Genomic DNA, 26,429 nt, shown 5'->3' with positions numbered 1-26,429 from the left:
GCGGGCGTCGTGGGCCTTTATACGAACTACAGTGTGATGCCGAGTTACCTAATTACGCTTCCGTCCCTCGGGACAACTTCGTTCCAGTCGGCAACCTCGTCAAACACACCTTGTGGGCGGTACAGACACGAAGCGGTTCGCGGGGTAGGTGCGAACATCGCTTCGAAGGCCCTTGCCAGGGCCTCTGATTAGCGGGAGCGAGGCCATCATGCCTTCGCTTTTTTGGCTCGTCAAACGTTTTGTAGTGCTTTTTTTCAAGCACTACATCTTTCGTCTAATACGACTAATCAGTCAGTTTTCGGTGCTTTAGTCCAAGGCGTCGACTTTCACTCGCAAGGTCATGTCATCCCGGCCTTGAGTCGAGTAGCTGCGGGCCAGGCCTTGTTTGTCGGCCTGAGTCTGGCTGTTTACGCCGGCGAGGGTGATCCATTCGCCGAGGCGTCCGCTGACGGTTGTGTCGGTGCTTTGCACGTTCACTACATCGGGACGTTCCTGGCTCATTCGGTCACGGTTGGTACTGATTGCCAGGTGAACGATGTCGCCGGTGACGCTGGCAGTGACATAGAAGCCCTGGGTCACGTTGCGGTATTGAGTCTGGCTGCTGTAATCGCCGTAGGAGTTGCTCTGGCTGCTGGTGATTGGCACGCTTTGGCCGACCTGAATCAGCGCGGGCGCGCCTTCACTGGCCTGCACTTGCTGAATACCACCGTTGCGGCTGGTGGTGCTGCGGCTAATGATGCGAGTCTGGGCGCCGTTCACCGAATAGCCTTCATCGCCGCGACCGTTGTTTTCATTGGTGTCGACGGTGATCAGCAGGCGCTTGGGTGCGGTGTCGAGCTGGGTGATCAGTGCCTTGAGTTCCTGAATCTTGTCCGGCTCGGCCTGGATGATCAGTTGGTTGCCGTAGGCGCTGACCTGACCGTCCTTGCCGATGAAGTCCTGCGCCATCGGCAGCATGTCGGTGCTGGTGCGGTAATTGAGGGGGACGATTTCTGTGGCTGCCATCACCGAAAAACTGCACGCGAGCAGCAGGGTGGTGAGCAGGGTGCGTAGGGACATGTCCGTTATCTCCGCTTTCGAAAGGCTTGATATTGCCAGTTTGTCGGCCCGGGGTGGGGCAAGTTGAATCGTAGACAGCAAAACGCCCCGGCATCCGAAAATGGCGGGGCGTTTTGTGATGTGCTTGCGGGCCTTTGTGGCGAGGGGATTTATCCCCGTTGGGCTGCAAAGCAGCCCCAAAAAACTTGGGCCTGCTTCGCAGTCCAACGGGGATAAATCCCCTCGCCACAGAATCACCAGAGATCACAGAATCACAGAGATCTCAGGAACTCAGGAACTCAGGATCACAGAATCACAGGGATCCCAGGATCCCAGGATCTCTGCCAATCAGGCCGAATGACGAACCATGTCGACATGCGGAATCCCGGCTTCGAGGAATTCCTCGCTGACCAGGCTAAAGCCCAAACGCTCATAAAACGCCGTGGCCTGCACCTGCGCGCTGAGCATTTGCTCTTTCAAGCCGCGCGCTTCAGCTTCGGCAATCACTGCTTGCATCAACGCATCACCGACCTTCATCCCGCGCCAGTCTTTCAGCACCGAAACCCGGCCAATGTGGCCGTCCGGCAGCAAGCGCGCAGTGCCAATCGGAAAGTCGCCTTCAAACGCCAGAAAATGCACGGCGGTCGCGTCATCCGCGTCCCATTCCAACTCAGGTGGCACCGATTGCTCGGCAATGAACACCGTTTCACGAATGCGCCGGATCTCGGCGATGTCCTTCTGCCAGTCTGCGACACGTACGCGAATCTTATTCATCGGCGAACCCCAGGCTCCCTTGCTTGACCAGCTCGCACAGCAGGCCGCGACCGTCTTCGTCATTCAGCCACTCACCAAGGTTGTCGGCGTGCAGGGCGTCAGCGGCGCAGATCAGCTTCAGCAGTTCGCGCAGTTTGCCCGGCAGATAACGGCTCTGACCGCTGGCGAACAGCAGCAGATCGTCATCGACTTCCGACCAGGCCAGGCGTGCGCTCGGGTTGCGGATCAGCACGGCGCCATCTTGCAGAGCGCTGAGGAAATCTTCTTCTTCGACGTCTTCCGGGCCAACCACCAGCTCTGGGTAACGCGGCTCGGTCATGTATTGGCCGAACCAGGTCAGCAACAGGCGCTCGTCGCTCATGTGTTCGGCGAGCAGGCTTTTCAGGCGATCCAGTGCGTCATGTTGAATCTGGTGTGGATCGACGGCTGGCTTGGCGTCGGCGTCGGTGTAGCGCTCTTCGTCAGTCAGGAACTGGCTGAGGAAGTCGGTGAAGTGGGTCAGCACTTCGGAAGCGCTTGGCGCACGGAAACCGACCGAGTAGGTCATGCAGTTGTCCACGGCTACACCGCAGTGGGCCAGACGCGGCGGCAGGTAAAGCATGTCGCCCGGTTCCAGCACCCACTCTTCGGTTTCGTGGAATTCGGCGAGGATGCGCAGGTCGGCGTGTTGCAGCAGCGGGCTCTCGGAATCGCACATCTGGCCGATTTTCCAGTTGCGCTTGCCGTGGCCTTGCAGCAGGAACACGTCGTAGTTGTCGAAGTGCGGACCAACGCTGCCACCCGGGGCGGCGAAGCTGATCATCACGTCGTCGACGCGCCAGCTCGGCAGGAAGCGGAAGTTTTCCAGCAGTTCGCTGACTTCCGGGACGAACTGGTCAACGGCTTGAACCAGCAGGGTCCACTCTTTTTCCGGCAGCTTGCTGAATTCGTCTTCAGCGAACGGGCCGCGACGCAGTTCCCAAGGGCGCTCGCCGTGCTCGATCACCAGGCGCGATTCGACTTCTTCTTCCAGGGCCAGGCCGGCCAGTTCGTCGGCGTCGATCGGGCTTTCGAAGTCAGGAATTGCCTGACGGATCAGCAGTGGCTTTTTCTGCCAGTAGTCGCGCAGGAATTCGCGCGCCGTGATGCCGCCCAGAAGTTGAAGAGGAATATCGGGATTCATATGTAACCTATTGAAAAAAAGCACTTTTCAGACGGGAATAAAAACGCCCGGCGCGGCCGGGCGTCTCAAACGGGTCAAACGGTCGATCAGATGCGTTTGGCTTGCGCTACAGCGTTGCCGATGTAGTTGGCCGGGGTCAGTTGCTTGAGCTCGGCTTTCGCTTCGGCTGGCATGTCCAGGCCGTCGATGAAAGTCTGCAGCGCTTCAGGGCTGATGCCCTTGCCGCGGGTCAGTTCTTTCAGTTTTTCGTACGGGTTTTCGATGTTGTAGCGGCGCATCACAGTCTGGATCGGCTCGGCCAATACTTCCCAGCAAGCGTCGAGGTCGGCAGCAATCTTCTGAGCGTTCAGCTCGAGCTTGCTGATGCCTTTGAGGCTGGCTTCGTAAGCGATCACGCTGTGGGCGAAGCCGACACCGAGGTTGCGCAGTACGGTGGAGTCGGTCAGGTCGCGCTGCCAGCGGGAGATCGGCAGTTTGCTCGCCAGGTGCTGGAACAGTGCGTTGGCGATGCCCAGGTTGCCTTCGGAGTTTTCGAAGTCGATCGGGTTGACCTTGTGCGGCATGGTCGACGAACCGATTTCGCCAGCAATGGTGCGCTGCTTGAAGTAACCCAGGGAGATGTAGCCCCAGATGTCACGGTCGAAGTCGATCAGAATGGTGTTGAAGCGCGCGATCGCGTCGAACAGTTCGGCGATGTAGTCGTGCGGCTCGATCTGCGTGGTGTACGGGTTGAAGCCCAGACCCAGCTCGCCTTCGATGAAGGCGCGGGCGTTCGCTTCCCAGTCGATCTGCGGGTAGGCCGACAGGTGCGCGTTGTAGTTGCCGACAGCGCCGTTGATCTTGCCCAGCAGTGGCACGGCAGCGACTTGAGCGATTTGACGCTCGAGACGATAAACCACGTTCGCCAGCTCTTTACCCAGAGTGGTCGGCGACGCTGGTTGACCGTGGGTGCGCGAGAGCATTGGCACGTCAGCGAAACGGATGGCCAGTTCGCGGATGGCTTCGGCGGTCTGGCGCATCAGCGGCAGCATCACGTCATCACGGCCTTCGCGCAGCATCAGGGCGTGGGACAGGTTGTTGATGTCTTCGCTGGTGCAGGCAAAGTGGATGAACTCGCTGACCTTGGCCAGCTCCGGCAGCTTGGCCGCCTGCTCTTTGAGCAGGTATTCGATCGCTTTGACGTCGTGGTTGGTGGTGCGCTCGATCTCTTTGACGCGCTCGGCGTGCTCCAGCGAGAAGTTTTCAGCCAGTTCATTGAGAACGGCGTTGGCCTCGGCGGAGAAGGCTGGCACTTCAGGGATGCCAGCGTGGGCGGCCAGGCGCTGGAGCCAGCGCACTTCAACCAGAACGCGGGCACGGATCAGGCCGTACTCGCTGAAAATCGGGCGCAGGGCCTGGGTTTTGCCGGCGTAGCGGCCGTCAACAGGGGAAACCGCAGTGAGCGAAGAAAGCTGCATGGGGTGTTCTCGGACAGTCGGGCAACGAAATGGGGCGCGTATCATACATGAAAAAATCCGCCGGTCCGTTGCCAACTGACCGGCGTATTACGCGTTACAGACTACAAAACTTTTATTGCGCAGCGATTTACTCGCTGCGCATCAACGGATACAGCTCTTTGAGCAGCTTGCGCCGGCTGATTACCAACTGCCAGCGATGACCGCCCAGCTGTCGCCACAAGCGTGCCGAACGGATGCCGGCGAGGAGCAGGGCGCGGATCTTCGAGGCATTGCTCGGCTGCTGCAGGTTGCGCATGTCGCCGTGCACCTGAATGCGTTGGCGCAGGGTGCTCAAGGTGTCCTGATACAGCGCACCGCAGGCGGCGACCACGTTCTCGTGGGCCGGGCCGAAGTGTTCGACTTGCGACTGAATCTGCGGCAGGCGCTTGCCGATGGTGTCGAGCATGTCGTCACGTTTGGCCAGTTGGCGTTCGAGACCGAGCATCGACAGTGCATAACGCAAAGGTTCGCGCTGCAAAGTGCTCGGGTCGCGTTCAAGCGCGCCGATCAATGCGCGGTAGCCTTCGCGCAAATTGAGATCGTCGCCGCCGTACACGTCCAGCGTGTCCTTCGGGTCGCGCACCAGCAGACTGCCGAGCATGCAGCTCAGGCCGGCTTCGCTGGTCTGCCCGGTCTTGGCGATCCGGTCAACCAGCACGGCGGCCAGAAACACGCCGCCCAGCGCCGTCAGTTGCTCCTGAGTCGGGCTCATGCCTGGCCGCTCCACGGCTCGGCGACTTCGATTACGCCGCCGCCGAGGCAGATTTCACCGTCATAGAACACCACCGATTGGCCCGGCGTTACCGCGCGTTGCGGTTCGTCGAACACGGCGCGGTAGCCGCTGGCGGTTTTTTCCAGGGTGCAGGCTTGATCGCTCTGGCGATAGCGAACCTTGGCCGTCAGGCGTAACGGCTGGCTCAGGTCGATCGGGTTGACCCAGTAGATTTCCGAAGCGAGCAGGGCGCTGGAGAACAGCCACGGATGGTTGTTGCCCTGGCCGACGATCAGCTCGTTGGTGTCCAGGTCCTTGCGCAGCACGTACCACGGCTCATCGCCGGCGTCTTTCAAGCCGCCAATGCCGAGGCCCTGACGCTGACCGATGGTGTGGTACATCAAGCCGTGGTGGCGGCCGATGACTTCGCCTTCGGTGGTTTTGATTTCGCCCGGTTGCGCCGGCAGGTATTGCTTGAGGAAATCGCTGAAGCGTCGTTCGCCGATAAAGCAGATCCCGGTGGAATCCTTCTTCTTGGCGGTCGCCAGTTCGTATTTCTCGGCAATTGCGCGCACTTCCGGCTTTTCCAGTTCGCCGACCGGGAACAGGGTCTTGGCGATCTGTTCGCCGCCGACGGCGTGCAGGAAGTAGCTCTGATCCTTGTTCGGATCGAGGCCTTTGAGCAATTCGGTGCGACCATCGATGTCGCGGCGGCGCACGTAGTGACCGGTGGCGATCAGGTCGGCGCCGAGCATCATGGCGTAATCGAGGAACGCCTTGAACTTGATTTCGCGGTTGCACAGGATGTCCGGGTTCGGCGTGCGCCCGGCCTTGTATTCGGCCAGGAAGTGTTCGAACACGTTGTCCCAGTATTCAGCCGCGAAGTTGGCGGTGTGCAGTTTGATACCAATCTTGTCGCACACAGCCTGCGCATCCGCCAGGTCGTCCATGGCGGTGCAGTATTCCGTTCCGTCGTCTTCTTCCCAGTTCTTCATGAACAGGCCTTCCACCTCATAACCCTGCTCGATCAGCAGGAGAGCGGAAACGGAAGAGTCCACGCCGCCGGACATGCCGACAATGACGCGCTTCTTGGATGTGTCAGAAGGGGCTGGATCACGCATAGGGATTCAATGAGTGTCTTGAAAAAGGACGCGATTCTATCAGGCTCACGGCCTCAAGGCTAAAGAGAAGGGCGGATCAGTTCGAGGTCGAAGTGATTGCCCGCCAGATAATCGTCGATGCAACGGATGATCAGTTCACTGCGCCAGTTGTCGCGTTGAGCCATTAATTCTTCGCGGGTCAGCCACTTGGCGCCGACGATGCCGTCGTCGAGCTGGTAGTCGGGGTGATGTTTCAAGGCTTTGGCGCTGAAGCAGACGCGCTGGTAGGTCACGCCGTTGCTTGGGGCGGTGTACAGGTAAATGCCGATGACGCCGGTGGGTTCGACGTCCCAGCCGGTTTCTTCAAGGGTTTCACGCACGGCGGCTTCGATCAGGGTTTCGTCCGGGTCGAGATGGCCGGCGGGCTGGTTGAGTACGTTGCGTCCGGCTTTGTGTTCTTCAACCATCAGGAAGCGGCCGTTGTCTTCGACGATCGTGGCGACGGTGATGTGGGGGAGCCATTCCATAAATTCCACCTTGATTCAATGTAGGAGCAAAGCTTGCTCGCGATGGTATCACCGCGGTTCAGGCAGGGAGACCGCGGTGTCCGGTTCGCGAGCAAGCTTTGCTCCTACAAGGGTTGTGTTGTATTCGGAAACACAAACCCCGGCACAAGGCCGGGGTTTGTGATGTTCCCACTACAACCTTAAACCAGCGCAGCAATCGCCGCGTTGAGGGTTGCGCTTGGGCGCATGGCCTTGCTGATCAGCTCGGCATTGGCGTGATAGTAACCGCCGATGTCGACTGGCTTGCCCTGAACGGCGTTGAGTTCGGCAACGATGGTTGCTTCGTTCTCGGTCAGAGTCTTGGCCAGAGTCGCGAACTGCGCTTGCAGTGCAGCGTCTTCAGTCTGGGCGGCCAGAGCCTGAGCCCAGTACATCGCCAGGTAGAAGTGGCTGCCGCGGTTGTCGATGTTGCCGACTTTGCGCGATGGCGACTTGTTGTTGTCGAGGAACTGGCCAGTGGCCTGATCCAGGGTCTTGGACAGCACCAGCGCTTTCGGGTTGTTGTAGTTCACACCCAGATGCTCAAGAGACGCTGCCAGTGCGAGGAACTCGCCCAGCGAGTCCCAGCGCAGGAAGTTCTCTTCAACCAGTTGCTGCACGTGCTTCGGAGCCGAACCGCCGGCGCCGGTTTCGAACAGACCACCGCCGTTCATCAGCGGTACGATCGACAGCATCTTGGCGCTGGTGCCCAGTTCCATGATCGGGAACAGGTCAGTCAGGTAGTCGCGCAGTACGTTGCCGGTCACCGAAATGGTGTCCTTGCCTTCGCGGGTGCGCTGCAGGGTGAACTTCATTGCGTCGACCGGCGCCATGATCTGGATGTCCAGACCGGCCGTGTCGTGATCCTTCAGGTAAGCCTGAACCTTCTCGATCACTACGCCGTCGTGAGCGCGCATTGGGTCGAGCCAGAAGATCGCCGGGGTGCTGCTGGCGCGAGCACGATTGACGGCCAGTTTGACCCAGTCCTGGATCGGCGCGTCTTTGGTCTGGCACATGCGGAAGATATCGCCAGCTTCAACAGCCTGCTCCATCAGCAGGGTGCCTTTGCTGTCGGTTACGCGAACCACGCCGTCAGCCTTGATCTGGAAGGTCTTGTCGTGCGAGCCGTACTCTTCGGCTTTCTTCGCCATCAGGCCAACGTTTGGCACGCTGCCCATGGTGGTCGGATCGAAAGCGCCATTGGCTTTGCAATCTTCGATCACAGCCTGGTAGATGGTCGCGTAGCAACGATCCGGGATCACAGCCTTGGTGTCGTGCAACTGACCGTCGGTGCCCCACATCTTGCCGGAGTCACGGATCATCGCTGGCATCGAAGCGTCGACGATAACGTCGCTCGGCACGTGCAGGTTGGTGATGCCTTTGTCGGAGTTGACCATCGCCAGCGATGGGCGAGCGGCATAGACCGCAGCCATGTCAGCTTCGATCTGTGCTTGCCGCTCGGCCGGCAGGGCCTTGATGCGTGCGTACAGATCACCGATGCCGTTGTTCAGGTTGAAGCCGATCTGGGCCAGCACGTCAGCGTGCTTGGTCAGCGCGTCTTTATAGAACTCGGCAACGATCTGGCCGAACATGATTGGGTCGGAGACCTTCATCATGGTCGCTTTCAGGTGAACCGACAGCAGCACGCCCTGGGCCTTGGCGCTTTCGATTTCAGCAGCGATGAACGCACGCAGAGCGTTTTTGCTCATCACGGCGCAGTCGAGGATCTCGCCGGCCTGAACGGTGGTTTTTTCTTTCAGGACGGTAGCGGTACCGTCTTTAGCGATCAGTTCGATCTTCACAGCGTCAGCGGCGTCGATCAGGGCAGCTTTTTCGCTGCCGTAGAAATCGCCGGTGCTCATGTGAGCAACGTGGGACTTGGAGTCTTTGGCCCAGGCGCCCATTTTGTGCGGGTGCTTGCGAGCGTAGTTTTTGACCGACAGCGGAGCGCGACGGTCAGAGTTGCCTTCGCGCAGAACCGGGTTCACGGCGCTGCCTTTGACCTTGTCGTAACGCGCCTTGGCGTCTTTGTCGGCGTCGCTGGTCACGGTTTCCGGGTAGTCCGGCAGGTTGTAACCCTGAGCTTGCAGTTCTTTGATCGCGGCTTGCAGCTGCGGCACCGAAGCGCTTATGTTCGGCAGCTTGATGATGTTGGCTTCAGGCGTAACGGCCAGGTCGCCCAGTTCGGCGAGGTGGTCGGCTACGGCTTTGTCGCCCAGTTGCTCGGGGAAGCTGGCCAGAATACGCGCTGCAAGAGAGATATCGCGGGTTTCCACGGCGATATCGGCCGAGGCGGTGTAAGCCTCGATGATCGGCAGCAGGGAATAGGTGGCGAGGGCTGGAGCTTCGTCGGTGAAGGTATAGATGATCTTCGAGCGGGTGGGCATATTCGGATTAACTCTCTCTTCTTTGCTAAAGCGTGCGCAGAAACTCGAGGGGCGCCGGGTAAGCGCGTTCGTTCAAAGTCATCCATGAACCGAATGTCGAGATTCTTCGCGGTGATGTTGGGTGCATCAGTAGAGCGTCAAGCAGTCAGGCTGCGGTAACAACCCGACCAATCAGGCGGAAAGTCTCGTTCTAGAGAGGCCAGCCGTCGTGACCCTGTGGTCAGCGGACGGCATTATACATAGGTAGCTGGCAATCTGCCGATGGTTCATATGCAACCAATCTCGTCCATTGGTCTAAAGGTCGCAGGTCGGGGTGGCGCGTAGAGTCGCCGAGAATGCTTGAGATTGGCGCTTTTCCCTTTGCTTTCAGGCTTGTACGAAACGAGTTGTGCGAATGCCGGGAACAGAGGGTTTGCGTGTTGATTTAACTGGGTTACGCTCGAACCAAGCCAGATGTTCAATCCAAACAATGGAGTTCAGCATGGGTTACAAGAAGATTCAGGTTCCAGCCGTCGGCGACAAAATCACCGTCAATGCAGACCATTCTCTCAATGTTCCTGATAACCCGATCATCCCCTTCATCGAAGGTGACGGCATTGGTGTCGACATCAGCCCGGTGATGATCAAGGTTGTCGATGCTGCAGTTCAAAAGGCATACGGCGGTAAGCGCAAGATTTCCTGGATGGAAGTCTACGCCGGGGAAAAAGCCACTCAGGTTTACGACCAGGACACCTGGCTGCCTCAGGAAACCCTCGATGCAGTCAAGGATTACGTGGTCTCCATCAAAGGCCCGCTGACCACCCCGGTCGGTGGCGGCATTCGCTCACTGAACGTCGCCCTGCGTCAGCAACTCGACCTGTACGTCTGCCTGCGCCCGGTGCGCTGGTTCGAAGGCGTGCCTAGCCCGGTGAAAAAGCCTGGCGATGTCGACATGACCATTTTCCGCGAGAACTCCGAAGACATTTACGCAGGCATTGAGTGGAAGGCCGGCTCGCCGGAAGCCACCAAAGTCATCAAATTCCTCAAAGAAGAAATGGGCGTCACCAAGATCCGTTTCGACGAAAACTGCGGCATCGGCGTCAAGCCGGTATCGCTGGAAGGCACCAAGCGTCTGGCGCGCAAGGCTCTGCAATATGTGGTCGACAATGACCGCGATTCGCTGACCATCGTGCACAAAGGCAACATCATGAAGTTCACCGAAGGTGCCTTCAAGGAATGGGCCTACGAAGTGGCTGCCGAAGAGTTCGGCGCGACCCTGCTCGATGGCGGTCCGTGGATGCAGTTCAAAAACCCGAAAACCGGCAAGAACGTTGTGGTCAAAGATGCCATCGCCGACGCCATGCTCCAGCAGATCCTGCTGCGCCCGGCCGAATACGATGTGATCGCGACCCTCAACCTCAACGGCGACTATCTGTCTGACGCGCTGGCGGCAGAAGTAGGCGGTATCGGTATCGCCCCGGGCGCCAACCTGTCCGATACCGTGGCAATGTTCGAAGCGACCCACGGTACCGCGCCGAAGTACGCCGGCAAGGATCAGGTCAACCCGGGCTCGCTGATTCTCTCGGCAGAGATGATGCTGCGCCACATGGGCTGGATCGAAGCGGCGGATCTGATCATCAAGGGCACCAACGGCGCTATTTCGGCCAAGACCGTGACCTATGACTTCGAGCGTCTGATGGACGGGGCCAAACTGGTGTCGTCGTCGGGCTTCGGCGATGCGCTGATCTCGCACATGTAAGAAAGACAGGTACAAAAAAAACCGCCTTCGGGCGGTTTTTTCATGACTGGGTGACCGGTCGCGTCAACTTGACACCTCTTCCGGGTGAAGGGCAGGTGCGGCCGCCAGGCTAGCAACAGGCATCGCTGCAGTAATCTTCACCGCGTGCAAGCCTTTGGGGCCTTGGACGATTTCGAAGTTCACGTCTTGTCCAGCCTTGAGGGTTTTGTACCCGTCCATTTCAATGGCCGAATAGTGCGCAAAGAAATCAATGTCTTTGCCGTCCTCATCACGTCCTTCGCGGGCGTCGGTATTGATAAAGCCGAATCCCTTGGCATTGTTGAACCATTTCACCTTGCCGACAGCCATGCTCAAATCCCTCTGCAACAGACTCCATCGCTGGAGTATCATCCAATTCATCCGCAATCTAATTCGTTAAAAGAATTGACTCCGCGGATCTTTTTTACCCACTGTGGGCTCTATTGGTTGTAACACCGTTTTCCCGATAGTCAAGCTGACCGGGCAGTCGGAGTTGAAAACGTGAACAGCCGCCCCCACCACTGTATTTGCACAACTGACGAACCTTTCTTTCCCATGCATGCAATCAGCCAGATTCGACTAACATTCAATCAGGATCGCCCGCTTCTCCAAAAGGATCTTCCACAGGAGCACGACGACGATTCGGCAGGCGTTGCTGTTCAGGAAGCAAAGCCTGCGTTACAGGCGCCGCCGATGTACAAGGTGGTTTTGTTCAACGATGACTACACACCGATGGATTTCGTCGTCGAAGTGCTCGAGGTGTTTTTTAACCTGAATCGCGAGCTGGCGACCAAGGTCATGCTGGCCGTCCACACAGAAGGACGGGCAGTATGTGGAGTGTTTACCCGCGACATCGCCGAGACAAAGGCAATGCAGGTCAACCAGTACGCCAGGGAAAGCCAGCATCCGCTACTCTGTGAAATCGAGAAGGACGGTTAATCGCCGACCACTTGGGTATGAGGTGAAGCTATGTTAAACCGCGAGCTCGAAGTCACCCTCAATCTTGCCTTCAAGGAGGCTCGTTCGAAGCGTCATGAATTCATGACCGTCGAACACCTTTTGCTGGCCCTATTGGACAATGAGGCTGCCGCCACCGTTTTGCGTGCCTGCGGCGCAAACCTCGACAAACTCAAGCATGATCTGCAGGAGTTCATCGACTCCACCACGCCATTGATCCCCGTTCATGACGAAGATCGCGAAACCCAGCCAACTCTGGGCTTCCAGCGTGTACTGCAACGTGCTGTGTTCCACGTACAGAGCTCGGGCAAACGCGAAGTAACCGGCGCCAACGTGCTGGTTGCAATCTTCAGTGAGCAAGAGAGTCAGGCGGTGTTTCTGCTGAAACAGCAGAGCGTCGCGCGCATCGATGTCGTCAACTATATCGCTCACGGCATTTCCAAAGTGCCGGGGCATGGCGATCACTCTGAAGGTGAACAAGATATGCAGGACGACGAGGGCGGTGAGTCTTCTTCTTCAGGCAATCCTCTGGATGCTTATGCCAGCAACCTCAACGAACTCGCGCGCCAGGGTCGTATCGATCCGCTGGTCGGTCGCGAAATGGAAGTCGAGCGTGTCGCGCAGATTCTGGCGCGTCGTCGCAAGAACAATCCGCTGCTGGTAGGCGAGGCTGGCGTGGGTAAAACCGCGATTGCCGAAGGTCTGGCCAAGCGCATTGTCGACAACCAGGTACCTGACCTGCTGGCCGGCAGCGTTGTTTATTCCCTTGATCTGGGTGCTCTGCTCGCGGGCACCAAGTATCGCGGTGATTTCGAGAAGCGCTTCAAGGCGCTGCTCAATGAACTGAAAAAACGTCCGCAAGCGATCCTGTTCATCGACGAAATTCACACCATTATTGGTGCGGGTGCTGCGTCCGGTGGTGTCATGGATGCTTCGAACCTGCTCAAGCCGCTGCTGTCGTCTGGCGACATTCGCTGCATCGGCTCGACCACGTTCCAGGAATTCCGCGGCATCTTCGAGAAGGATCGTGCGCTCGCACGGCGCTTCCAGAAGGTCGATGTCGTCGAGCCGTCGGTGGAAGACACCATTGGTATCCTGCGCGGTCTGAAAGGGCGTTTCGAACAGCATCACAACATCGAATACAGCGATGAGGCGTTGCGTGCGGCTGCTGAACTGGCCTCGCGTTACATCAATGACCGGCATATGCCGGACAAGGCCATCGACGTGATCGACGAGGCGGGTGCCTACCAGCGTCTGCAACCGGTCGAGAAGCGTGCCAAACGCATCGAAGTGCCGCACGTCGAAGACATCGTGGCGAAGATTGCGCGTATTCCTCCGAAGCACGTGACCAGCTCCGACAAGGAGTTGCTGCGTAACCTTGAGCGCGACCTCAAGCTGACGGTGTTTGGTCAGGACGCGGCGATCGATTCGCTGTCGACCGCGATCAAGCTGTCCCGTGCGGGCCTCAAGTCGCCTGACAAGCCTGTGGGTTCGTTCCTGTTCGCAGGGCCGACCGGTGTGGGTAAAACCGAGGCGGCGCGGCAATTGGCCAAGGCGTTGGGCATCGAACTGGTGCGTTTCGACATGTCCGAGTACATGGAGCGTCACACCGTATCGCGTCTGATCGGTGCACCTCCTGGTTATGTCGGCTTCGATCAGGGTGGTTTGTTGACCGAAGCGATCACCAAGCAGCCGCACTGCGTACTGCTCCTCGATGAAATCGAGAAGGCGCACCCGGAAGTCTTCAACCTGCTGTTGCAGGTGATGGACCACGGTACGCTGACCGATAACAACGGGCGCAAGGCGGACTTCCGCAATGTGATCGTGATCATGACGACCAACGCCGGTGCCGAAACGGCAGCCCGTGCTTCGATCGGTTTCACCCATCAGGACCACTCGTCTGATGCGATGGAAGTGATCAAGAAGAGCTTCACGCCGGAATTCCGTAACCGTCTGGACACCATTATCCAGTTTGGTCGCCTCAGTCATGAGGTCATCAAAAGTGTGGTGGACAAGTTCCTTACCGAGCTTCAGGCGCAACTGGAAGACAAGCGTGTGTTGCTGGAAGTGACCGATGCTGCGCGCAGTTGGCTGGCGGCGGGTGGTTATGATTCGGCGATGGGCGCACGTCCGATGGCGCGTTTGATTCAGGACAAGATCAAGCGCCCGTTGGCGGAGGAGATTCTGTTTGGCGAGTTGGCCGAGCATGGCGGCGTGGTTCACATCGACATCAAGGATGGCGAGATGACCTTCGACTTCGAGACTACCGCGGAAATGGCCTGACGGCTGTAGATCAAGAGGGCGCCTTCGGGCGCCTTTTTGTTGTCTGGTGTTTTTGGGTTTTGGGTGTATATCCGTTGCTGCGGTGGTGGCTTATTACGGTTTCGCCCTTACGGCGACTCACTTTTTTTCAAACGCCAAAAAAAGTAAGCAAAAAACGCTTGCTCCTACGTTCGGCCCGCTCGCTGGGGCTCGGGGTTCCTTCGCTCCGGGATCGATCCGAGCGCAGCGCCTACGGTTTGCTGCGCTGCACCTCCTCTCGCTGTGTTTGGCTACGCCAAACGGTCGCTGCGCTCCCACGCCCGGATCAATCCCTCCACTCAGCCTTCCGACGTCGCCCGTGGATCAGGATCAAAAGCAGGCGAGCTGACACTCGGCCTATTGAGTGGTGAAGAGCACGGGTATTCGGCTTTGGATTTGCTGTGGATTTGCCTCTCATCGGAACGCCGCCCGCCTAGCCCTCTCCCGAGGGAGAGGGGGACGATTGGTATGCTTTTCAAGTCTGAGTTCAACGCGATATCGCACGTCAGCGTACCTCTCCCAAACACCTCGATCAGTCCCCTCTCCCTCCGGGAGATGGCTAGGGTGAGGGGCTCTTGATCTTCAGCCCCTTCGGCAGGCCGAGCGGAGGTGTTCATCCGGGGATTAGGCGCGCAGCGCCGTGCGGCGTAGCCGCACACATCGAGAGGAGGTGCAGCGCAGCAAACCGTAGGCGATGCCCCCGGATGGACACCGTAGCGAGGGAACACTGAGCCTAAGCGAAGTGCCGTACGCCGGGGTCAAGCCTTTTGGGTTACCTTTTCGGCGTTTGGAAAAGGTGACTCGCTGTAAAAGCGAAACCGCCAGCGGCAGCACCCGAAAAAACGGATATGCCCCCAACCCACCAACCCCAAAGACAAACAAATCAAAAGATCGCAGCCTTCGGCAGCTCCTACATTGGTTATCACGGCTTACCCGCCAAGCCCCTCAGCTGCCAAAGCCCGCGATTTTTGATCTGGCGCTGGCTTTTGATCTTGCTTTGGCTTTTGATTTTTTGCCCCTTCGGCAGGCCGAGCGGAGGTGTTCATCCGGGGGGTAGGCGCGCAGCGCCGTTTGGCGAAGCCAAACACATCGAGAGGAGGTGCAGCGCAGCAAACCGTAGGCGATGCCCCCGGATGGACACCGTAGCGAGGGAACACTGAGCCTCAGCGAAGTGCCGTACGCCGGGGCCAAGCCTTTTGGGTTACCTTTTCGGCGTTTGGAAAAGGTGACTCGCTGTAAGAGCGAAACCGCCAGCGGCAGCACCCGAAAAAACGGATATGCCCCAAACCCAAACCCAAACCCAAACCCAAACCCCACATACAAAAACGCCCGGCATAAACCGGGCGTCTTGTATTGACTTGATTAACGAGCGCGGTAAGTAATGCGCCCTTTGCTCAAGTCATAGGGCGTCAGCTCGACGCGCACTTTGTCACCGGTAAGAATACGAATGTAGTTCTTGCGCATCTTGCCGGAAATATGCGCGGTTACGACGTGCCCATTTTCCAACTCCACACGAAACATGGTGTTGGGCAGGGTGTCGACGACAGTGCCTTCCATTTCGAAGCTGTCTTCTTTCGACATGCAGTAAAGCCCTCGGTATCCAATGAATGGCCCGGTGCAACTGCGCCAGGCAAAAGCGGCGTGCATTGTGCCCGAAAAATGGGGTTTACGCCAAGGGGTTTACGGCTTGAGTTCAGTTGAGGATGACCCAGCGCTGATTAATCAGCAATTCGATAGGGCGATATTGGGTTTTGTAATTCATCTTTTTGCAGTTCTTGATCCAGTACCCCAAGTAAACCGCCTCAAGCCCCAGGCGCTGGCTTTCGCGTATCTGCCAAAGGATCGCGTAGCGCCCCAGGCTACGGCGCTCTTCATCAGGTTCGTAAAACGTGTACACCGCTGACAAACCGTTAGGGAGCAAATCGGTCACCGCCACCGCCAGCAACCGTCCGTCGAGTCGGAATTCATAAAACCGCGAGAAGGGCAGGTCGCGCACCAGAAAAGTCGAGAATTGATCACGGCTCGGCGGGTACATATCGCCATCGGCGTGGCGCTGCTCTATGTAGCGCTGGTACAAATCGAAATATTCTTCGCTGAATTTGGGTTTGGCCGGGCGCACCTGTAAATCGGCATTGCGCTTGAAAATACGCTTCTGCTGACGATTGGGGGTGAACTGCGCCACCGGAATGCGCGCGGGCACGCACGCATTGCAGTTCTGGCAATGAGGTCGATACAGATGATCGCCGCTGCGACGAAAGCCCATTTCCGACAGGTCTGCGTAGACATGCACATCCATGGGCTGACTCGGATCGAGAAACAGGGTCGTGGCCTGCTCCTCCGGCAGATAACTGCAAGAGTGAGGCTGAGTGGCATAGAACTTCAGACGCGCCAACTCGGTCATGATCAACCCTCGGGATAAGCTGGTGAATTAAGTGTAAGCCACGCGCGCAAAAGTCGCTCAGCAAACCCAAGTGGCGTGATTGGGTTGATCGAGGTGCCGGGCCAGATAGTCCGCGAATGCGTGGCGGGGTATCGCCCGCGCACCGAGACTGTGCAGATGATCGGTCGGCATCTGGCAGTCGATCAACACAAAACCCGAGTCTTTCAAGTGGCGCACCAGGGTGGCGAAGCCATATTTGGAAGCGTTATCGGCGCGACTGAACATGGATTCACCAAAAAACAGCTGGCCCATCGCCAAGCCATAAAGTCCGCCGACCAGTTCGCCTTGATCCCAGACTTCCACAGAATGGGCGAACCCGCGTCGATGCAATTCAATGTAGGCATTCTGCATGGCTTCGGTGATCCAGGTGCCGTCGGCGTAGTCCCGTGGCGCGGCGCAGGCGCGGATCACCGCGTCAAAGTCCTGATCGAAGGTGACCTGGTAACGTTCTTGGCGCAGTAATTTGCCGAGGCTGCGCGAGACATGCAGTTCGTCGGGAAACAGCACTGTGCGCGGATCCGGCGACCACCAGAGAATTGGCTGGCCTTCAGAGAACCATGGGAAACAACCATGGCGATAAGCCTGGATCAATCGATCGGCGGACAGATCGCCGCCCGCAGCGAGCAATCCGTTGGGCTCGCGCATGGCCTTTTCCAGTGGCGGAAACGTCAGGGAATTACGTTGTAACCAAGTCAGCATGGCATCCAGGCTTGCAGAAGGGGAGGGCGGTACGGGCCGTTTGGCCCGCGCTAAAGTGTGCCGTTAAATGACCGGAATGTCGTCCAGATACTTCTCGGCATCGAGTGCGGCCATGCAACCGGCGCCGGCCGAGGTCACGGCCTGGCGGTAGACATGGTCGGCGACGTCGCCGGCGGCAAACACCCCGGGGATCTCTGTAGCGGTGGCGTCACCGTCGCTGCCGCCCTTGATCCGTAGATAACCGTCGTGCATTGGCAACTGGCCCAGGAACAGGTCGGTGTTGGGTTTGTGACCGATAGCGATGAACACGCCTGCCAAGGCCATTTCGCGGGTTGCGCCGGTATGGCTGTCGCGCAGGCGGGCGCCGGTGACGCCGCTGGCATCGCCGAGCACTTCGTCGAGATTCTGGTTCCAGTGCAGGCGGACATTGCCGTTGGCGGCTTTCTCGAAGAGTTTGTCCTGGAGGATTTTCTCCGAGCGCAATTTGTCGCGCCGATGGATCAGGTGCACTTCCTTGGCGATGTTCGACAGGTACAGTGCCTCCTCGACGGCGGTATTTCCGCCACCGACTACGGCGACAACCTGATTGCGGTAAAAAAAGCCGTCACAGGTCGCGCAAGCGGAAACACCCTTGCCGGCGAAGGCCTCTTCCGAGGGCAGGCCAAGATACTGCGCCGAGGCGCCAGTGGCGATGATCAGCGCGTCACAGGTGTAAGTGCCGCTGTCGCCGATGAGTTCAAACGGGCGTTGCTGCAACTTGGCGGTGTGGATGTGGTCGTAAACGATCTCTGTGGCAAAGCGTTCAGCGTGTTTCTGCATGCGCTCCATCAGCACCGGGCCGGTCAAGCCTTCGACGTCGCCGGGCCAGTTGTCGACTTCGACGGTCGTGGTGAGCTGGCCACCGGCCTGTAGCCCGGTGATGACCACGGGTTTGAGGTTGGCGCGGGCGGCATAGACGGCGGCGCTGTAGCCTGCAGGGCCAGAGCCGAGAATGATCAAGCGTGAATGCTTCGCTACGTTCATCAAATACACCTCATAAGCCTTTGTCACAAAAGGTAATGCATGCTCAAATTGAGTCGCAGGTTCTGCGAGTCTGACTATGCTCAACACTGGGGTTTGAAGCATGGCATCGGACGCACAAACCCGTACAATGCCGGGCTGTTACAGAATATTCGCCGCGCGCCGTGTTTATAAAAGCTGCAGCGCAGTGTTAAAAGTAGTCTCAGTTGTGCCCGTCAACTTTTTACCTGCCTGGATTGGGCAGTTTTTTATCGTCATTCAATAGATGGACGCGCCTCGGGCGCAGGAAAAGTAGCGTTTTGAAGAAATCCACCGCAGCACCCAAAACAGTCGTTCCGCTCTGGCGCCAACAGTTGCACTACCGGCTCAAGGAAGGTGCATTGATCGCCATTGGCGCCTTGTGCCTGTTCCTGATGATGGCCTTGCTGACCTATGGCAAGGACGATCCGGGCTGGAGCCACAACAGCAAGATCGACGACGTGCAGAACTTCGGCGGCCCGGCGGGCTCCTACAGCGCCGATATTCTGTTCATGGTGTTGGGTTATTTCGCTTACATCTTCCCGTTGCTGCTGGCGATCAAGGCCTATCAGATCTTCCGTCAGCGCCATGAACCGTGGCAGTGGAGCGGCTGGCTGTTCTCCTGGCGCCTGATCGGTCTGGTGTTTCTGGTGCTGTCCGGCGCTGCGCTGGCGCACATCCATTTCCATGCCGCGACCGGTCTGCCGGCAGGTGCTGGTGGCGCTTTGGGCGAGAGCCTTGGCGATCTGGCGAAGAATGCGCTGAACATTCAGGGCAGCACATTGCTGTTCATTGCGCTGTTCCTGTTCGGCCTGACGGTGTTTACCGACCTGTCGTGGTTCAAGGTGATGGACATTACCGGCAAGATCACCCTCGACCTGTTCGAGCTGTTTCAGGGCGCGCTCAATCGCTGGTGGTCGGCGCGTACCGAACGCAAACAACTGGTCGCGCAACTGCGTGAAGTCGATGACCGCGTGCACGATGTGGTCGCACCGACGGTGACTGACAAGCGTGAGCAGGCCAAAGTCAAAGAACGCCTGATCGAACGTGAGCAGGCGCTGAGCAAGCACATGTCCGACCGCGAGAAGCAGGTCCCGCCAGTCATCGCCCCGGCGCCGGTCAAGGCGCCGGAGCCAAGCAAGCGCGTGCAAAAAGAGAAGCAGGCGCCGTTGTTCGTCGACAGCGCCGTTGAAGGCACTTTGCCGCCGATCTCGATTCTCGATCCTGCGGAAAAGAAACAACTCAATTACTCGCCGGAATCCCTGGCAGCGGTCGGCCACTTGCTGGAGATCAAACTCAAGGAGTTCGGCGTCGAGGTCACGGTGGATTCGATCCATCCGGGCCCGGTGATTACCCGTTACGAAATCCAGCCGGCGGCCGGCGTCAAAGTCAGCCGTATCGCTAACCTGGCGAAAGACCTTGCTCGTTCCCTGGCGGTGACCAGTGTGCGTGTGGTTGAGGTGATTCCAGGCAAGACCACGGTCGGTATCGAGATCCCGAACGAAGACCGGCAGATCGTGCGCTTCTCCGAAGTGCTGTCGACGCCCGAGTACGACAACTTCAAATCGCCGGTTACCTTGGCCTTGGGGCACGATATCGGTGGCAAACCGGTCATCACCGACCTGGCGAAGATGCCGCACTTGCTGGTGGCCGGTACCACCGGTTCCGGTAAATCGGTGGGCGTGAACGCGATGATCCTGTCGATCCTGTTCAAGTCTGGGCCGGAAGACGCCAAGCTGATCATGATCGACCCGAAAATGTTGGAATTGTCGATCTACGAAGGCATTCCGCACTTGCTCTGCCCGGTCGTGACCGACATGAAGGACGCCGCCAATGCCCTGCGCTGGAGCGTTGCCGAGATGGAGCGCCGCTATAAGCTGATGGCGAAAATGGGCGTGCGTAACCTGTCCGGCTTCAACGCCAAGGTCAAGGAAGCCCAGGACGCCGGCGAACCGTTGACTGATCCGTTGTACAAGCGCGAAAGCATCCACGACGAAGCGCCGCTGCTGACCAAGCTGCCGACCATTGTCGTGGTCGTCGACGAATTCGCCGACATGATGATGATCGTCGGCAAGAAGGTCGAAGAACTGATCGCCCGTATCGCTCAGAAGGCGCGTGCCGCCGGTATTCACTTGATCCTTGCGACCCAGCGGCCGTCGGTTGACGTGATCACCGGTCTGATCAAGGCCAACATTCCGACGCGCATGGCGTTCCAGGTGTCGAGCAAGATCGACTCCCGTACGATCATCGATCAGGGCGGTGCCGAACAACTGCTCGGCCACGGTGACATGCTCTACATGCCGCCAGGCACCAGCCTGCCGATCCGCGTTCACGGTGCGTTCGTGTCCGATGAAGAAGTTCACCGTGTGGTCGAGGCGTGGAAACTGCGCGGCGCACCGGAATACAACGACGACATCCTCAACGGTGTCGAAGAGGCGGGCAGCGGTTTTGAAGGCAGCAGCGGTGGCGGCGATGGCGATGATCCTGAAACCGACGCGCTGTACGACGAAGCCGTGCAGTTCGTGCTGGAAAGCCGTCGCGCCTCGATTTCCGCTGTGCAGCGCAAGCTGAAGATCGGTTACAACCGCGCGGCACGGATGATCGAAGCCATGGAAATGGCTGGGGTCGTCACATCAATGAACACCAACGGTTCGCGTGAAGTCCTGGCTCCGGGCCCGGTACGCGACTGATTGCAAAAGCAAGAGGCGGGACAATGATGTGCCGCCGCTCTCCCAACGAGTATTCAAGAGGACTCCCATGCGTCTTATCCGCATGCTGCTGCCAGTATTGGCTTTGACCACACTCACGGCCCACGCCGATGACAAGGACGTGGCTCGTCTGACCCAACTGCTGGAAACATCCAAGACCCTGAGCGCGAACTTTTCGCAGCTGACCCTCGATGGCAGCGGCACTCAGTTGCAGGAAACTACCGGCGACATGACCCTGCAGCGTCCGGGCCTGTTCTACTGGCACACCAATGCGCCGGCCGAGCAGACCATGGTTTCCGACGGCAAGAAGGTCACCCTGTGGGATCCGGATCTGGAACAGGCGACCATCAAGAAGCTCGACGAGCGTCTGACCCAGACCCCGGCGCTGCTGCTGTCCGGTGACGTGTCGAAGATCAGCCAGAGCTTCGACATCAGCGCGAAAGAGGCGGGCGGCGTGATCGACTTCACCCTCAAGCCGAAGACCAAGGACACCCTGTTCGACAACCTGCGCCTGTCGTTCCGCAACGGTCTGCTCAATGACATGCAACTGATCGACAGTGTCGGCCAGCGCACCAACATCCTGTTCACCGGGGTCAAGGCCAACGAACCAGTGCCAGCCTCGAAATTCAAGTTCGACATCCCCAAGGGTGCGGACGTGATCCAGGAATAAATCCCGGACCAGTGGCGTTGCCAAGGGGCTTTTTGTGGCGAGGGGATTTATCCCCGTTGGGCTGCGAAGCAACCCCAAAACCTGCAACCCGGTTGAGTCAGACGTACCGCGTAGAATGGTCTTACGACTGCTTCGCAGCCGGACGGGGATAAATCCCCTCGCCACAGGGTTCCACCGGGGTTCAGAAAATCAGAGGTTTCAACGTTACGTGATGGATCTGTTTCGCAGTGCACCGATTGCCCAGCCACTGGCCGCGCGTTTGCGCGCGACCAATCTGGATGAGTACGTCGGTCAGGAGCACTTACTCGCTCGCGGCAAGCCTCTGCGTGAGGCGCTGGAGCAGGGTGCCCTGCATTCGATGATCTTCTGGGGCCCGCCGGGCGTGGGTAAAACCACGTTGGCACGGTTGCTCGCGGAAGTCTCGGACGCGCACTTCGAAACGGTCTCGGCAGTGCTCGCCGGGGTCAAGGAGATCCGTCAGGCCGTTGAAATCGCCAAGCAGCAGGCCGGCCAGTACGGCAAGCGCACGATTCTGTTCGTCGATGAAGTACACCGTTTCAACAAATCCCAGCAGGACGCGTTCCTGCCGTACGTTGAAGACGGCACGCTGATCTTCATCGGCGCTACCACCGAAAACCCTTCGTTTGAACTCAACAACGCCTTGTTGTCGCGTGCCCGCGTCTACGTGCTGAAAAGCCTCGACGAGGCGGCGCTGCGCAAACTGGTGCACCGCGCCCTTACCGAAGAGCGCGGCTTGGGCAAACGCAACCTGACGCTCAACGACGAAGGTTTCCAGATGCTGCTGTCGGCCGCCGATGGCGATGGCCGACGTCTGCTCAATCTGCTGGAAAACGCCTCTGATCTGGCCGAAGACAACAGCGAGATCGGTACCGAGCTCCTGCAAAGTCTGCTCGGCGATACGCGTCGGCGTTTCGACAAGGGCGGCGAAGCGTTCTATGACCAGATATCGGCGCTGCACAAGTCGGTACGCGGCTCCAACCCCGACGGCGCTTTGTACTGGTTTGCGCGGATGATCGACGGCGGTTGCGATCCGCTGTACCTGGCGCGGCGCGTGGTACGCATGGCCAGCGAAGACATCGGCAACGCCGATCCCCGCGCGCTGAGCCTTTGCCTCGCCGCATGGGAAGTGCAAGAGCGTCTCGGCAGCCCGGAAGGCGAGTTGGCCGTAGCTCAAGCCATCACCTATCTGGCCTGCGCGCCAAAAAGCAACGCGGTGTACATGGGGTTCAAAACCGCCCTGCGCGCTGCCGCCGAACACGGTTCGCTGGAAGTGCCGCTGCACTTGCGCAATGCGCCGACCAAACTGATGAAGCAATTGGGCTACGGCGACGAATACCGCTACGCCCACGATGAACCGGACGCTTACGCCGCTGGTGAAGACTATTTTCCGGAAGAACTCGAGCCGATCCCGTTCTACCAACCAGTGCCGCGCGGCCTCGAATTGAAGATCGGCGAGAAGCTCAACCACCTCGCGCAACTTGACCGTTTAAGCCCTCGGCAGCGGAGAAAATAGTGCTTCCATTGATCATTGCGGTCTCCGCCGGCGGGGTTGCCGGCACGTTGTTGCGCTTCGCCACCGGCAATTGGATCAACGCCAATTGGCCGCGGCACTTCTATACCGCGACGCTGGCCGTTAATATCGTGGGCTGTCTGCTGATTGGCGTGTTGTACGGCCTGTTTTTGATACGCCCGGAAGTGCCGATCGAGGTGCGCGCCGGGTTGATGGTCGGCTTCCTCGGGGGGCTGACGACTTTTTCATCCTTTTCACTGGATACGGTGCGCCTGCTGGAAAGCGGGCAGGTGCCGCTAGCCCTGGGCTATGCGGCACTCAGCGTATTCGGCGGGCTGCTCGCGACGTGGGCTGGCCTGTCTTTGACCAAACTTTGATAACGAGAAACCGACATGCTCGATTCCAAACTGTTACGTAGCAACCTCCAGGACGTAGCGGACCGCCTGGCTTCCCGTGGCTTTGCCCTGGATACCGCGCGCATCGAAGCGCTGGAAGAACAGCGCAAGACCGTCCAGACCCGCACCGAAGCACTGCAGGCTGAGCGTAACGCGCGTTCCAAATCCATCGGTCAGGCCAAGCAGCGCGGCGAAGACATCGCGCCGTTGATGGCGGACGTCGAGCGTATGGCGGGCGAATTGAGTGCCGGTAAAGTCGAGCTGGACGCGATCCAGACCGAACTGGACTCGATCCTGCTGGGCATCCCCAACCTGCCGCATGAATCCGTTCCGGTCGGCAAAGACGAAGACGACAACGTCGAAGTGCGCCGCTGGGGCACCCCGACTGCGTTCGATTTCGAAGTGAAAGACCACGTTGCCCTGGGCGAGAAGTTCGGCTGGCTGGACTTTGAAACCGCCGCCAAGCTGTCCGGCGCACGTTTCGCGCTGTTGCGTGGCCCGATCGCGCGTCTGCACCGCGCACTGGCGCAGTTCATGATCAACCTGCACGTCAACGAGCACGGCTACGAAGAGGCTTACACGCCTTATCTGGTTCAGGCTCCAGCCCTGCAAGGCACCGGTCAACTGCCGAAGTTCGAAGAAGACCTGTTCAAGATCGCGCGCGAAGGCGAAGCCGATCTGTACCTGATCCCGACGGCCGAAGTGTCGCTGACCAACATCGTTGCTGGCGAAATCGTTGACTCGAAACTGTTGCCGATCAAGTTCGTCGCCCATACCCCGTGCTTCCGCAGCGAAGCCGGCGCGTCGGGCCGCGACACTCGCGGCATGATTCGTCAGCACCAGTTCGACAAAGTTGAAATGGTCCAGATCGTAGAGCCATCGACCTCGATGGAAGCGCTGGAAGGCCTGACCGCCAACGCCGAAAAAGTCCTGCAACTGCTGGGTCTGCCTTATCGCACCCTGGCGCTGTGCACCGGCGACATGGGTTTCAGCGCGGTCAAGACGTACGACCTCGAAGTGTGGATCCCGAGCCAGGACAAGTACCGCGAAATCTCCTCGTGCTCCAACTGCGGCGACTTCCAGGCCCGTCGCATGCAAGCACGTTTCCGTAACCCGGAAACCGGCAAGCCTGAACTGGTACACACCCTCAACGGTTCCGGTCTGGCGGTGGGTCGTACCCTCGTTGCGGTGCTGGAAAACTACCAGCAGGCTGACGGCTCGATCCGTGTGCCGGACGTACTGAAGCCGTACATGGGTGGCCTTGAGGTCATCGGCTAAATGAAATATCTGCCGCTGTTTCACAACCTGCGCGGCAGTCGTGTGTTGGTCGTCGGTGGGGGGGAAATTGCCTTGCGCAAATCCCGCCTGCTGGCCGATGCCGGTGCGCTGCTGCGGGTGGTCGCACCTGAAATCGAAGCGCAACTGCGTGAACTGGTCGTCGCCTCTGGCGGCGAATGCCTGTTGCGCGGTTACGTCGAAGCGGATCTGGACGGTTGCGGGCTGATCATCGCTGCCACTGACGACGAAGCGCTGAACGCACAAGTTTCTTCCGATGCTCATCGCCGCTGTGTACCGGTCAACGTGGTCGACGCGCCTGCCTTGTGCAGCGTGATCTTCCCGGCGATTGTGGATCGCTCGCCGCTTATCGTGGCTATTTCCAGCGGCGGCGATGCGCCAGTGCTGGCGCGGTTGATTCGCGCCAAGATTGAAACCTGGATTCCGTCAACTTACGGCCAATTGGCCGGACTCGCTGCACGTTTTCGTAACCAGGTGAAAAGCCTGTTTCCGGATGTGCAGCAACGTCGTGGGTTCTGGGAAGACGTGTTTCAAGGCCCGATTGCCGATCGGCAACTGGCCGGGCAGGGCGCCGAAGCCGAACGTCTGCTGCAAGCCAAGATTGATGGCGAGGCGGCAGTCACCACCGGTGAGGTGTATTTGGTTGGCGCGGGTCCGGGTGACCCGGATCTGCTGACCTTCAAGGCCTTGCGATTGATGCAGCAGGCCGATGTGGTGCTGTACGACCGTTTGGTCGCCCCAGCGATTATCGAGCTGTGCCGTCGTGATGCCGAGCGGGTTTACGTCGGCAAGCGTCGCGCCGAACATGCTGTGCCGCAGGACCAGATCAACCAGCAACTGGTGGATCTGGCCAAGGCCGGCAAGCGCGTGGTGCGCTTGAAGGGCGGTGATCCGTTCATCTTCGGCCGCGGCGGCGAAGAGATCGAGGAATTGGCAGCTCACGGCATTCCCTTCCAGGTGGTACCGGGCATTACAGCGGCCAGTGGTTGCGCGGCGTATGCCGGGATTCCGCTGACCCATCGTGATTACGCGCAGTCAGTTCGCTTCGTTACCGGGCACTTGAAGGACGGTTCCACCGATCTGCCGTGGGCCGACCTTGTCGCGCCGGCGCAGACGCTGGTGTTCTATATGGGCCTGGTCGGGTTGCCGGTGATTTGTGAGGAGTTGATCAAGCACGGGCGTTCGGCAGATACCCCGGCAGCGCTGATTCAGCAGGGCACCACGGTCAATCAGCGGGTCTTCACCGGCACGCTGGCCGATTTGCCGCGACTGGTGGCGGAGCATGAAGTGCATGCGCCAACGCTGGTGATCGTCGGTGAAGTGGTGCAACTGCGCGAAAAGCTGGCTTGGTTCGAAGGCGCTCAGGCGCAGGTCTGAATACCGAGTCGCCCCATTCGCGAGCAGGCTCGCTCCCACAGGGGATT

22 protein-coding genes are annotated in these 26,429 nt (G+C 58.9%); 9 read left to right on the top strand and 13 right to left on the bottom strand.

All coding sequences use genetic code 11. The features are described 5' to 3' along the window. Positions 1-306: 306 nt before the first annotated feature. From JFT81_RS05105 to JFT81_RS05070, 8 genes are all read right to left on the bottom strand, one after another. A complete protein-coding gene (locus JFT81_RS05105; RefSeq protein ID WP_201226373.1) occupies positions 307-1,059 on the bottom strand; it encodes a secretin N-terminal domain-containing protein in 753 nt (250 codons plus the stop codon). 327 nt (positions 1,060-1,386) lie between these two features. Next, entirely contained in the window at positions 1,387-1,812 is a 426-nt protein-coding gene (locus tag JFT81_RS05100) for a GNAT family N-acetyltransferase (RefSeq protein WP_016987414.1), read from the bottom strand. After that, positions 1,805-2,974, bottom strand: coding sequence for a cupin domain-containing protein (locus tag JFT81_RS05095; protein ID WP_201226372.1), 1,170 nt, complete (start codon positions 2,972-2,974; stop codon positions 1,805-1,807). Before JFT81_RS05095 ends, JFT81_RS05100 begins: the two co-directional genes overlap by 8 nt. A gap of 86 nt (positions 2,975-3,060) precedes the next feature. Then, entirely contained in the window at positions 3,061-4,431 is a 1,371-nt protein-coding gene (gene purB, locus JFT81_RS05090) for an adenylosuccinate lyase (RefSeq protein ID WP_201226371.1), read from the bottom strand. A 127-nt stretch (positions 4,432-4,558) separates the two neighbouring features. Further along, complete coding sequence (gene hflD, locus JFT81_RS05085) at positions 4,559-5,182, bottom strand: high frequency lysogenization protein HflD (RefSeq protein ID WP_122854414.1); 624 nt, start codon at positions 5,180-5,182, stop codon at positions 4,559-4,561. Then, the gene (gene mnmA / locus JFT81_RS05080) at positions 5,179-6,303 is read right to left on the bottom strand and encodes a tRNA 2-thiouridine(34) synthase MnmA (RefSeq protein ID WP_003223826.1); all 1,125 of its coding nucleotides are present in this window, start codon (positions 6,301-6,303) and stop codon (positions 5,179-5,181) included. The genes hflD and mnmA overlap by 4 nt, the downstream gene beginning before the upstream one ends. 59 nt (positions 6,304-6,362) lie before the next feature. Continuing rightward, on the bottom strand, positions 6,363-6,809 hold the full coding sequence (locus JFT81_RS05075; protein ID WP_201226370.1) for an NUDIX hydrolase: 447 nt from the start codon (positions 6,807-6,809) through the stop codon (positions 6,363-6,365). A gap of 179 nt (positions 6,810-6,988) precedes the next feature. After that, positions 6,989-9,214 carry an NADP-dependent isocitrate dehydrogenase gene (locus JFT81_RS05070; protein WP_201226369.1) on the bottom strand — a complete coding sequence of 742 codons (2,226 nt, stop codon included), beginning with the start codon at positions 9,212-9,214 and terminating at the stop codon, positions 6,989-6,991. Positions 9,215-9,695: 481 nt separating this feature from the next. On the opposite strand from JFT81_RS05070, the gene icd reads away from it, so the two are divergent. Further along, a complete protein-coding gene (icd, locus tag JFT81_RS05065; RefSeq protein WP_201226368.1) occupies positions 9,696-10,952 on the top strand; it encodes an NADP-dependent isocitrate dehydrogenase in 1,257 nt (418 codons plus the stop codon). A 63-nt stretch (positions 10,953-11,015) separates the two neighbouring features. Here icd and JFT81_RS05060 read toward each other — a convergent pair whose 3' ends face one another. Further along, complete coding sequence (locus JFT81_RS05060) at positions 11,016-11,300, bottom strand: cold shock domain-containing protein (protein ID WP_201226367.1); 285 nt, start codon at positions 11,298-11,300, stop codon at positions 11,016-11,018. Between the two features lie 225 nt (positions 11,301-11,525). Between JFT81_RS05060 and clpS the strand changes: the two genes are divergently transcribed. Together clpS and clpA are read left to right on the top strand one after the other, a co-directional pair. Further along, on the top strand, positions 11,526-11,909 hold the full coding sequence (gene clpS / locus JFT81_RS05055; protein ID WP_011334948.1) for an ATP-dependent Clp protease adapter ClpS: 384 nt from the start codon (positions 11,526-11,528) through the stop codon (positions 11,907-11,909). 30 nt (positions 11,910-11,939) lie between these two features. Continuing rightward, positions 11,940-14,210, top strand: coding sequence for an ATP-dependent Clp protease ATP-binding subunit ClpA (clpA, locus tag JFT81_RS05050; RefSeq protein ID WP_201226366.1), 2,271 nt, complete (start codon positions 11,940-11,942; stop codon positions 14,208-14,210). A 1,380-nt stretch (positions 14,211-15,590) separates the two neighbouring features. Here the strand turns inward: clpA and infA are convergent. The 4 genes from infA to trxB form a co-directional block, all read right to left on the bottom strand. Then, complete coding sequence (gene infA / locus JFT81_RS05045) at positions 15,591-15,809, bottom strand: translation initiation factor IF-1 (protein WP_002553999.1); 219 nt, start codon at positions 15,807-15,809, stop codon at positions 15,591-15,593. Between the two features lie 112 nt (positions 15,810-15,921). Next, on the bottom strand, positions 15,922-16,629 hold the full coding sequence (locus JFT81_RS05040; RefSeq protein WP_201226365.1) for an arginyltransferase: 708 nt from the start codon (positions 16,627-16,629) through the stop codon (positions 15,922-15,924). Positions 16,630-16,686: 57 nt separating this feature from the next. Continuing rightward, positions 16,687-17,367 (bottom strand): leucyl/phenylalanyl-tRNA--protein transferase, encoded by a 681-nt coding sequence (aat, locus tag JFT81_RS05035; RefSeq protein WP_201226364.1) that lies wholly within the window; start codon positions 17,365-17,367, stop codon positions 16,687-16,689. Positions 17,368-17,430: 63 nt separating this feature from the next. Beyond that, positions 17,431-18,390 carry a thioredoxin-disulfide reductase gene (gene trxB, locus JFT81_RS05030; protein WP_201226363.1) on the bottom strand — a complete coding sequence of 320 codons (960 nt, stop codon included), beginning with the start codon at positions 18,388-18,390 and terminating at the stop codon, positions 17,431-17,433. A gap of 296 nt (positions 18,391-18,686) precedes the next feature. Between trxB and JFT81_RS05025 the strand changes: the two genes are divergently transcribed. The 6 genes from JFT81_RS05025 (at position 18,687) to cysG (ending at position 26,382) form a co-directional block, all read left to right on the top strand. Then, positions 18,687-21,095, top strand: a complete 2,409-nt coding sequence (locus tag JFT81_RS05025; protein WP_201226362.1) for a DNA translocase FtsK — start codon at positions 18,687-18,689, stop codon at positions 21,093-21,095. A 67-nt stretch (positions 21,096-21,162) separates the two neighbouring features. Next, the gene (lolA, locus tag JFT81_RS05020) at positions 21,163-21,783 is read left to right on the top strand and encodes an outer membrane lipoprotein chaperone LolA (protein ID WP_008087013.1); all 621 of its coding nucleotides are present in this window, start codon (positions 21,163-21,165) and stop codon (positions 21,781-21,783) included. Between the two features lie 211 nt (positions 21,784-21,994). After that, entirely contained in the window at positions 21,995-23,317 is a 1,323-nt protein-coding gene (locus JFT81_RS05015) for a replication-associated recombination protein A (protein WP_201226361.1), read from the top strand. Then, on the top strand, positions 23,317-23,691 hold the full coding sequence (crcB, locus tag JFT81_RS05010; protein WP_053121588.1) for a fluoride efflux transporter CrcB: 375 nt from the start codon (positions 23,317-23,319) through the stop codon (positions 23,689-23,691). The genes JFT81_RS05015 and crcB overlap by 1 nt, the downstream gene beginning before the upstream one ends. Before the next feature lie 15 nt (positions 23,692-23,706). Continuing rightward, complete coding sequence (gene serS / locus JFT81_RS05005; RefSeq protein WP_007908080.1) at positions 23,707-24,987, top strand: serine--tRNA ligase; 1,281 nt, start codon at positions 23,707-23,709, stop codon at positions 24,985-24,987. Continuing rightward, the gene (gene cysG / locus JFT81_RS05000) at positions 24,988-26,382 is read left to right on the top strand and encodes a siroheme synthase CysG (RefSeq protein ID WP_201226360.1); all 1,395 of its coding nucleotides are present in this window, start codon (positions 24,988-24,990) and stop codon (positions 26,380-26,382) included. Positions 26,383-26,429: the final 47 nt, after the last annotated feature.

This window comes from Pseudomonas sp. TH43 (assembly GCF_016650635.1).
In the GTDB taxonomy this organism is placed as follows: Bacteria; Pseudomonadota; Gammaproteobacteria; order Pseudomonadales; family Pseudomonadaceae; genus Aquipseudomonas.
Note: the sequence above shows the minus strand (reverse complement) of the source record. Positions and strands in the feature narration are given on the sequence as shown.